The 9,286-nt window shown below is 45.8% G+C and carries 11 protein-coding genes and 2 pseudogenes; 6 read left to right on the top strand and 7 right to left on the bottom strand.

What is annotated here, in order from left to right; translation table 11 throughout:
* Window positions 1–194: ribonuclease III domain-containing protein (locus tag PX481_RS01995; RefSeq protein ID WP_288093428.1), on the bottom strand; the 194-nt coding region annotated here is incomplete at its 3' end.
* Window positions 195–537: 343 nt separating this feature from the next.
* On the opposite strand from PX481_RS01995, the pseudogene PX481_RS29550 reads away from it, so the two are divergent.
* The 3 genes and pseudogenes from PX481_RS29550 to PX481_RS01985 all read left to right on the top strand — a co-directional run.
* A pseudogene (locus PX481_RS29550) lies at window positions 538–828 on the top strand (PEP-CTERM sorting domain-containing protein); the annotation flags it as partial.
* Between the two features lie 3 nt (window positions 829–831).
* Entirely contained in the window at window positions 832–1,233 is a 402-nt protein-coding gene (locus PX481_RS30010; RefSeq protein WP_308417983.1) for a PEP-CTERM sorting domain-containing protein, read from the top strand.
* A gap of 178 nt (window positions 1,234–1,411) precedes the next feature.
* Window positions 1,412–1,885 (top strand): DUF29 domain-containing protein, encoded by a 474-nt coding sequence (locus PX481_RS01985; RefSeq protein ID WP_288093426.1) that lies wholly within the window; start codon window positions 1,412–1,414, stop codon window positions 1,883–1,885.
* A 148-nt stretch (window positions 1,886–2,033) separates the two neighbouring features.
* Here PX481_RS01985 and PX481_RS01980 read toward each other — a convergent pair whose 3' ends face one another.
* Both PX481_RS01980 and nblB read right to left on the bottom strand, forming a co-directional pair.
* The gene (locus PX481_RS01980) at window positions 2,034–3,125 is read right to left on the bottom strand and encodes a tetratricopeptide repeat protein (protein WP_288027264.1); all 1,092 of its coding nucleotides are present in this window, start codon (window positions 3,123–3,125) and stop codon (window positions 2,034–2,036) included.
* Window positions 3,126–3,198: 73 nt separating this feature from the next.
* The gene (nblB, locus tag PX481_RS01975; RefSeq protein WP_004159561.1) at window positions 3,199–3,864 is read right to left on the bottom strand and encodes a phycobilisome degradation protein NblB; all 666 of its coding nucleotides are present in this window, start codon (window positions 3,862–3,864) and stop codon (window positions 3,199–3,201) included.
* Between the two features lie 44 nt (window positions 3,865–3,908).
* Between nblB and PX481_RS01970 the strand changes: the two genes are divergently transcribed.
* The gene (locus tag PX481_RS01970) at window positions 3,909–4,661 is read left to right on the top strand and encodes a tetratricopeptide repeat protein (protein ID WP_288093423.1); all 753 of its coding nucleotides are present in this window, start codon (window positions 3,909–3,911) and stop codon (window positions 4,659–4,661) included.
* A gap of 21 nt (window positions 4,662–4,682) precedes the next feature.
* Here the strand turns inward: PX481_RS01970 and PX481_RS01965 are convergent, their stop codons facing one another.
* Both PX481_RS01965 and PX481_RS01960 read right to left on the bottom strand, forming a co-directional pair.
* Window positions 4,683–5,636 (bottom strand): ABC transporter ATP-binding protein, encoded by a 954-nt coding sequence (locus PX481_RS01965; protein WP_288093421.1) that lies wholly within the window; start codon window positions 5,634–5,636, stop codon window positions 4,683–4,685.
* Window positions 5,637–5,689: 53 nt separating this feature from the next.
* Window positions 5,690–5,852, bottom strand: a pseudogene (locus PX481_RS01960) (ISNCY family transposase); the annotation flags it as partial.
* Window positions 5,853–5,908: 56 nt separating this feature from the next.
* Between PX481_RS01960 and PX481_RS01955 the strand changes: the two are divergent.
* Window positions 5,909–6,091: a hypothetical protein gene (locus tag PX481_RS01955; RefSeq protein WP_071825090.1), complete on the top strand. Its 183-nt coding sequence runs from the start codon at window positions 5,909–5,911 to the stop codon at window positions 6,089–6,091.
* A 28-nt stretch (window positions 6,092–6,119) separates the two neighbouring features.
* Window positions 6,120–6,848 carry a carbonic anhydrase gene (locus PX481_RS01950; protein ID WP_288093419.1) on the top strand — a complete coding sequence of 243 codons (729 nt, stop codon included), beginning with the start codon at window positions 6,120–6,122 and terminating at the stop codon, window positions 6,846–6,848.
* Window positions 6,849–6,874: 26 nt separating this feature from the next.
* Here the strand turns inward: PX481_RS01950 and PX481_RS01945 are convergent, their stop codons facing one another.
* Together PX481_RS01945 and infB are read right to left on the bottom strand one after the other, a co-directional pair.
* Window positions 6,875–7,444 carry a low-complexity tail membrane protein gene (locus PX481_RS01945; protein ID WP_004159551.1) on the bottom strand — a complete coding sequence of 190 codons (570 nt, stop codon included), beginning with the start codon at window positions 7,442–7,444 and terminating at the stop codon, window positions 6,875–6,877.
* 189 nt (window positions 7,445–7,633) lie between these two features.
* A partial coding sequence (gene infB, locus PX481_RS01940) for a translation initiation factor IF-2 (RefSeq protein WP_288093415.1) occupies window positions 7,634–9,286 on the bottom strand: 1,653 nt, incomplete at its 5' end.

Below are 9,286 nucleotides of genomic sequence, written 5' to 3'. Positions count from 1 at the left end.
GTTAATTCGGCCTCGTTCATGGCGGGATATTTTTGATACAATAGTTCGCCCACCAAAAAAGCCAAAATCGCATCGCCCAAAAATTCTAGGCGCTCGTTATTTTCCGTCAATTCCGACTGTTCATTGACATAGGAACGATGGGTTAAAGCTTGGGTAAGAAGGAGAGCATTTTGAAAAGGAGGCAAACAAGACATTACAGAAATGATCAAGTCAAGAGCATTTCTTATCTTAATCTGACCCCACCCCGAATAGATGAGACGAACGATCCTTTTTTTTACTGTTTTTTCCGGCTAGTTTAGGCATAATCTCCCAAATCTTTTCACCAGAAAACCTATCCGCTGCTATTCTTGCCCTAAGTAGGGAGGCACAATTATTTGTAGGATGGGTTAGCGGTAGCGTAACCCATGCGGGCGTTGGGTTTCATGCTTCAACCCAACCTACGTTCATCTGTTTTTTCCGGCTAGTTTAGGCATAATCTCCCAAATCTTCCCACCGGAAAACCTATCCGCTCCCATTCTTGCCCTAGGTATCCTGGGGATGTGTATGGAACAGGCACGCATGGCGGCGGTGGACTTGGCAGAAATTGCCCAATTTCAGCAAAAAATCAGCGATCCTCGCCTCGATCGCTTTTTTATTGTCACAGTTAGTACAATTGTTTTAGAATTATCGGGCTTTTATTTGGCCGTCCTCTGGATAGGATGGGGGGCCTTAATAGTTTTAGTTAGTCAAATTTGGTTTCATTGTTTAGCCAAAATTCAACTGCAGCCAACCACGGAAAAAATTATTGACTATGGCATAGTGCCACGTTTACCCATACTACTCGCCGACTATATGGATGGTCTGGAGTACTTCAATGGCAAACTAATTAGCAACCGCTGCGATGCCTGCGGTGTCTATGATATTTACGATACTAATGGCAATCTCCTGCAAGCAGCTTTCATTACTGCTCCAGCTGCTGCAACTGGTATTGCCTACGATGGTACCGATTTTTACGTCTCAAATGTCTATAACTCATCAATTGGAGTTTATGATGGGGTACTAGGGACACTGAAATCGACTATCAACTTGATTCCCAAGACACCAGGGGACACCTTCTTGATTGAGGCTCTTTCTGTAGATTACCTTCAGCGTCCTGATACAGGGCGTGTTCCTGAGCCAGCTTCCGTCTTAGGCTTACTTGCCATCGGTGTTTTGGGTGCAGGTTCGGCTTTGACGCGCAAATTATTAAAGTAGGAATCTGACTCAGAAATTCGCTACTTAAAAATCGATCACTAAAAGCGATCGCACTCAATCAATGCAGTGCGATCTTTTTGAGCGTCAGTCCTCAGCCTTGAGAGACTTTGTACCCCACAAGTGGGAGAATTGCTATAATATAGAATCCCGATTACTTTTCATCTGTGGCAGTTCCGTCATGACTAGAGCGACAGAAACAGCGACCCTAACATTATACGAAGAAGATTTTTATCTCTGGCTAAAAACCACGGCAGAACAATTAAAAAAAGGCCAGTTTGCCGAGGTGGATTTAGACAACTTAATTGAGGAGATTGAATCGATGGGGAGAAGTGAAAGACACGCGCTCAAAAGTCTTTTAACTCGTCTCCTAGAACATTTACTCAAATTAACTTACTGGCAATCGGAAAGAGACCGGAATGGCAATCATTGGAATGGAGAAATCAATAATTTTCGGGCAGAAATTCAAGATTTACTGGGGGATAGCCCTAGTTTAAAGCCCTATCTTCGGGAGATTTTTGAGCCATCCTACCATACAGCTTTAGAGGCCGTCCGGAAAAAAATGGGTTTATCCCCTGGCGGTTTACCCAGTCAGATAATTTTTAATCTCGAACAGGTTTTAGATAATCAATGGCTGCCGATCGATTGGGAATAAACTATTGACTATCTAAATCACTCCTTAAGACTGGGCTAGAGTTGGGAGAAAAGAGCTTTTTGCCGTGATCGCATCAGTGAACTAAAAACTCAAATCTGAAAACTCAAATCTGAAAACTCAAATCTGAAAACTGATCACTGATCTGGTTTTACTCAACCAATTTCTTCAGCAGGGCATCCACTTCCTCCAGGCCGGATTGATTATTTTTCAGCACATAAACCGCTCGCGCTTGCTTAAAAGCTTCCTCCGCTTCTCTTTTTCGTCCCCGGCCCGCGTAGGCCCGACCGAGATTAAGATAGACATCGGCGTTATTGGGGGCAATTTCGGCCAAATCTTGATAGGCGATAATTGCTGCAAGATAATCTTTTCTGGCCAGATGGATGCGACCGATTCCCGCTTGTGCTTCCAACGATTGGGGTTGCAGGAAAACAGCCCGACGATAAAAGGGGAGAGCCTCGTCAAAACGCTCTTGTTTTTCGAGTAAAATCCCTATTTTTAGCTGAATTAAAAAATTTCCTGCACTTTGTCGCTCTATTTCCTTTAAAATTTGGGTTCCACCATTTAAATCGCCCTGTTTGAGCAAAAGGCTGGCCAGTTGCAATCTTAATTCACTATTGTTAGGGAATCTTTGCAGGGATTTTTGGAGAAAATCGAGGGCTTCGCTGCTTTTATTCTGTTCGATCAAGGCTTTACCCATGATTTCGTGGGCTTGCTGATTATTGGGGTCGAGAGCTAAAACCCATTGGTAAACTTCGCCCGCTTTAGCATAGTTTTTTTGGCGTAATAACACCACCCCTAAACCGAGGTAGTGTTGGACGTTTTTCGGTTCTATTTGGATAGCGTAGTAGTAAGCGGTGGCTGCATTGTCATAATCACCGATATTAGCCAAACTATAACCGAGAGCATGGAAAAAGTCGGGATTACTCGGATCGAGACTTAAAGCTTTTTGGTATGCTTGGGCGGCGGCGTTATAATCCCCTTGCCGCGTTTGTAAAAAGCCAATCCCAGAGAAAATTTTGGCATTATTGCCATCAAGGGCGGCAGCCCGCTCGTAAATGGCTATAGCTTCCCCATAATTGCCATTTTTGACCAATTGCCGCGCTTGACGCAGTAGTTCGTTAACCTGTGAATCCTTGCTCACGATTGCCCCTGCGGGATTATCGGCGATCGCAATTGAGGCAGAGAAACAGCCCCCCGCGAGAAGACCGACGAGCAAGATTAAACGGGTAAATTGTTTCATCGCTTTACCTTTGTTAACGATTCTTAATTAAAGTTTATTGTAAATGGTATTGACAAAAATCAACTATTCTGCATCACCCTTGGACGAGATTATTGCGGGCTTCTTGGGCGACTTGGGCGCTTTTGTCGCCGGTTAACTGGGTCAAAACAGCGATCGCATCTTGCCCCCCTAAGCGGCCTAAAGCTTGAGCGAGACGATAGCGCAGTTGCCAGTCATCATCATTAGCCAAGGGAACGAGTAAAGAGACGGCGCGAGGGTCGCCTAGTTCCCCGAAAGCACTAACAGCGGCCGTTTTTACCAATTCATTATCAGAGTTAAGGGCGATTTCGAGCAGTTCAAAGCCCCGGGGTTCCCCCAATTCGCCCAAAGCTGCCACAATGCTAAATTGAATTAACCAGTCGCAGGATTGTTGATAGACGGCCACCAGATCATCGTAGGCTGCCGTTAATTTTAACCCCCCGATCGCATCGGCCGCGGCCGCTTTTACGTCTGCTTCCGGATCATGCAACAAGCGATCGCGTAGAATAGTTAAGGCCAGATCAAGATTCTGACGACCGAGGATATCTAGCTGACTTACCGCCGAATAACGCACCCTAGCGTTACTATCCTTAATTAAAGGCTGTAACATCTCGAAGGCGATTTCTGGGGCTAAATAACGCAGTTGATTAACTCCCGATAAGCGATCGCCATAATCATCGGAATCGAGCAGCCGTTGCACGGATTCAGGGGAATAATTCATAATTTGATGACACCCTTAACAATTGGACTGATATTAATTGTCCCATGAATAGTTATCGACTCCTGACTATCTCGATCATCTTTAGTTCCCCGGTTTTTTGGGGCTGTAGTCCTCCCGCTCCCCTTAAAAAAGAACCTACGGCCGAGATGCTTGTTCCTCCTTCTCCCAGTCCGATTATTTCCGCATCAGACATTAAAGCTGCTAATCGTTATCGTCAATTGGGATTACAGTATCGTCAACAGGGAGATTTTGTCAAAAGTATTGAAGCTTTAAAAAAATCGGTACAGTTAAACCCCAATCATCTAGACGGGAGAGTAATTTTAGGATGGACACAACACCTAGCTAAACAACCTTTAGCGGCACAAACAACCCTCGAAGAAACGATTAAAATTGCTCCCGATCATGTGGCTACTTATAATGCTTTGGGTATTGTTTATCTTGTCGGTGGTCATCTTGAAAAGGCCGTAGTTACGCATACTAAAGCCGCTAATTTAAAACCCGATAATGAAATTGCCTACTATAATTTGTCCCTCGCCTATCATCGCTTAAAAGATTTTAATTCAGCTATTACTAACGCTGAAAAAGCAGTTACATTAGAGCCGAATAATCCCCATCCTCTTGTGGCTTTGGCAATGGTCTATTTAGATCAAGGTGATATTAAAAAAGCGCGGGATACCTACAAAAAGGCTAGGGATTTAGACGGTCGTTATCGACAAAAATGGTTTCTGGCACATCTGAAGGAAGCTGGTTTTAGTCAGGAGCAAATTAAATTAGTCGAAAAGTTACTATCTGGTTAGATTTAAAATTATTATTTCCCCTTAGGATGCCTGTCGATGTCCCAATTTTAGGAAAATAGTTTCTAAATCTTCGCGGCAAGTATAAAACTCGCTTAAGGTCAGGCCAGAAACGACTAAAGATTTCAACAATTCGGCACTATCTTCTAGGGTTCCCGTAAATTTAACCCGGAGAGTATTAGTATGAATAATTCTTTGCCAACTTTCCACAAAAACACATTGTTTAAGAGCAGTTTCTAAGGCTTCTAAATTGCCTAGAGTCGTAATCTGCAAGTATTGACCAGCTAGACGTTGATTTAATTCTTGTAAAGAGGTGCTTTCCACTAGATAACCTAATTCCATGATGCCCACAGAACTACAAAGTTCGGCCAAATCACTAAGGACATGGGAGGAAATTAAAATAGTCATACCTGCCGATTGTAAGACTTTAATAATCTCACGAAATTGTAGGCGAGCGATCGGGTCTAATCCAGAAACTGGTTCATCGAGAAGTAAAATTAAAGGTTCATGAATAATCGTGCGGGCTAAACTTAAACGTTGTTTCATCCCCCGGGACAAAGTAGCGATCAAATTATGGCTTTTACCGGTTAATTGTACCAGTTCTAGAACCTCATAAATGCGGCGATGACGTTGGGAGCGAGGGATATGATAAAGACGGGCAAAATAATCCAGATAATTCCAGACATTTAGGTCATCGTAGAGGGGAAAATTATCGGGTAGATAACCTAAATTTCTTTTGAGACGGGGATTACTCTCATCTCTTAAAAGACGTTCTCCGTGCAGATATATTTCTCCCGTTGTCGGTTCTTCCGCTGCCGCTAACATCCTAATTAAAGTGGTTTTTCCCGCTCCATTTGGACCGATTAACCCGCAAACTTCCCCCGCTTCAATCTGTAAATCCACTTGATTAACAGCCCCATGGCGGTCAAATTGTTTGGTTAAACCAACGGTAGCAATGGCTAATTCTGGTGTGTTCATAAAGTTTTAGTAGTGGGATTGCTGACAAACTGGCCACCACATTCTTAACATTAACGTTTGGGTTTCCCGTTATCAATAGAACCACTCTTGATGGTATGGTGAGAACCACAACTAGGACAAGGCAATACAGGCGAAGAGGTGATTTTGTTCTGTGTTAGACTGATATTTGAGTAAGTCTAACACGAACCACAAAAAGATATTGATCAGAAAACTGATCATCAAGCTAGATGTTTAAAGACTGATGTGAGCCGATTATAGCAATTTCCATAGTTGTGAGGTACAGAGTCTTAGGTTTTGAGGAGTCAGGAGTCAGGAGTCAGGAGATAGGAGATAGGAGATTATTTTATTTATTCTCCCCACACCCCACACCCCACACTCCACACCCCACACCCTACACCCTACACCCTACACCCTACACCCTGCCACCACCGAAAAACTTTTTCAGCAAACCCTAATTATCCGATGATTTCTGGATTTAATACGATGTATAGACGAGAATTACTGCAATTTATTGGCTCTCACGCTCTTTTTGGGGCTATTAATCCAGAATTTGCTTGGAATTATCAAAATATTGACCATTGGGGCGAATTATCAAGGAATTATCGTCTCTGCACCACGGGAAAGCAACAAACACCGATCGATCTGAGTATAGTGACTGAAAAAGAGCTATACCAACCCACCTTTAATTATCGTCCTGTACCCCTAAAAATTCGCCATAACGGTCGTACAATCTTGGTTCAGACCGAAAAAGGTGGAAACATGAGTTTTCACGGCGAAAACTGGGATTTATTGCAGTTTCATTTTCATCATCCCAGCGAACATCAGATTAAAGGTCAGTCTTTCCCTCTAGAAATTCATTTAGTGCATCGAAATGGGAGAGGAAATTTAGCAGTTGTGGGTATCTTAGCCGAAATCGGCGCTTTTAATCCCTATTTACAAACGATTTGGGCTTATTTGCCCCAAGAACCTTCTCCTGAAATGATTATCCCCGATACTTGGGTCAATGCCGGGCTTTTACTGCCAGAAAATAGCGATTTTTATGAATATCGGGGGTCTTTGTCCACTCCTCCCTGTAGCGAGGATGTTCTCTGGTTAGTCTGGCAAAATGCGATCAAAATTTCTCCCCAACAACTGCAACAATTGGCCGCGATTTTTCCCCGTAATGCCAGGAATATTCAACCCTTAAACGGGCGATCAATCCTGCATTCCTAGCCGAAATTGTCGGCATTTTGGCTAATTTAGATAATTTTATTAACTTTTAGACCAACAATGGTAAATAACTCAGGAATGCGCTCAATAACTAAAGCTTCGGTGGCTGTCCAGTCACTTTCCTTAGTGGCTAAAACCCCCAGAACACTCAGAGGAACCTGTAGAAATAGGTGACTTAAGAGGAGAGCGATCGCAGCGATTACTAAACCTAAAAGCCGCCATTGGGGGAGATAGGCGGCCACGGCAGCCGCTAGAGGGGCAAAATTGTAGATTGGCCAAGTGATGAGAATTAAGAGGACGACTCCCAAAAGAGTAAGAAGACGATGGCGAGGACGTTTAAAAAGAGAGAGAATTTTTAACTGTTCGGGGGTGAGTTGACTCGGTTTTAGAGCAACCAACAAAAGACTAAAAATATCAAAAGGTTTTGTCCACTGCATCCAAAAGACGGGTATGATAGCGATCGCTCCTAGAAATAGCCATTCTAGCCAAAGAAAAGGCAAGGGATCGCCCACAGCTAAACCAATCCAAGCGATTTGTAAAAAGATTGGCAAAGCCGCTAACCCTGCCAGATGAATCCACAAAAAAGGTTCTGATTTCATAGAGGGAAATGAGAATTATGAAGTGGGGAGATGGGGGAGTGGGGGAGTGGGGGAATTATGAATTATGAATTATGAAGTGGGGAGATGGGGGAGTGGGGGAGTGGGGAAAAAAAAGCGGCCTCCTGACTCCTGACTCCTGACTCCTGACTCCCGACTCCTGACTCCCGACTCCCGACGGTTCAAGTCTAATTAACTGGATAAAGTGCGACGTTTCATGACCATTTCGTAGGCTTCGATAATGTCGCCTTCTTTCCAGTCATTGAATTTAGAAACACCGACACCGCACTCGAAACCGGTAGCTACTTCCCGGGCATCTTCCTTCATCCGTTTGAGGGAATCGAGAACTCCCTGATAAACAATTTCCTTGCCGCGACGCACGCGCAGGAAGCGATTCCGCACCAGTTTACCTGATTGGACATAACAGCCCGCCACGGCCCCACGGCCGACGGTGAAGACGGCACGCACTTCGGCAAAACCGAGGTGTTCTTCCACTTCTTCGGGGTCAAGAAGACCTTCCATCGCCCCTTGAATATCATCCAGAAGCTTGTAGATGATATTGTAATCGCGGATATCGACCCCTTCCCGATCGGCGGATGCGCGCGCACCACTGGCAAGGGTGGTATTAAAGCCCACCACCACCGCACCACTAGCGGCGGCCAGATCCACATCGGTTTCGGTGATTTCCCCCGGAGAGGCGAGGAGAACGCGAATCTGCACTTCGTTTTGGGGTAACTGTTTGAGCGCACCGAGGATGGCCTCGACGGAACCTTGCACATCTGCCTTGAGGATGAGATTAAGTTCCTTGAGTTGTCCTTCTTGAGCTTGGATAGAGAGGGTGCTAAGGCTAACGCGACGGGAGGAGAGGGCCTGTTGTAAACGGGTGTTGCGTCGTTCGATCGCCCGTTGATCGGCAATTGATCGGGCCTCTTTTTCACTTTCATAGACATCGAATTCATCGCCAGCGGCCGGCACATCACTGAGACCGAGGATTTCCACGGCGAAGGAGGGGGTGGCCGCTTCGACTTTTTGACCGCGATCATCGATCATAGCCCGAATTTTGCCGAAAACGGAACCGGCGACGATGCTATCACCGACCCGGAGAGTGCCATTCTGGACGAGCAGGGTAGCCACGGGGCCTTTGGTGCGATCGAGGTTAGCTTCGATGACGGTTCCCTTCGCCAAGCGATCGGGGTTAGCGACCAATTCCTCCACTTCTGCCACCAAGAGGATCATTTCCAGCAGATTATCGAGATTTTCACCCCGCAGGGCGCTAACGGGAACCATGATCGTCTCACCGCCCCAATCTTCGGCCACCAGTCCCTGTTCGGTCAATTCCTGTTTAATCCGGTCGGGGTTAGCTGAAGGTTTATCGACTTTGTTAATCGCCACCACGATGGGGACTTCGGCAGCCCTGGCGTGACTGATTGCCTCTTTCGTTTGGGGTTGTACGCCGTCATCGGCGGCTACCACCAGCACGGCTATATCGGTGACTCTCGCCCCGCGGGCGCGCATAGCGGTAAAAGCTTCGTGGCCGGGGGTATCCAAAAAGACAATCTGTTCTGGTTTGCCGTTATGTTCCACATCGACGTGGTAAGCACCGATATGCTGGGTGATGCCGCCGGCTTCCCCCTGGGCGACTTTGGTTTTGCGGATCGAGTCGAGGAGGGTGGTTTTGCCGTGGTCAACGTGACCCATAATGGTGACGACGGGGGGACGACGCTGGAGACTTTCCAAGTCGGAGACATCGATCATTTCCGTGGTTTTGATCGCCGCCGACTGGGTGCTGGGGGTTTCCACGGTCATCTCGAAGTCCCTGGCGATCATTTCGATCGTGTCCACGTC

The organism is Microcystis sp. M53603_WE2 (assembly GCF_030065435.1).
This window is presented reverse-complemented; position numbering and strand designations above follow the sequence as displayed.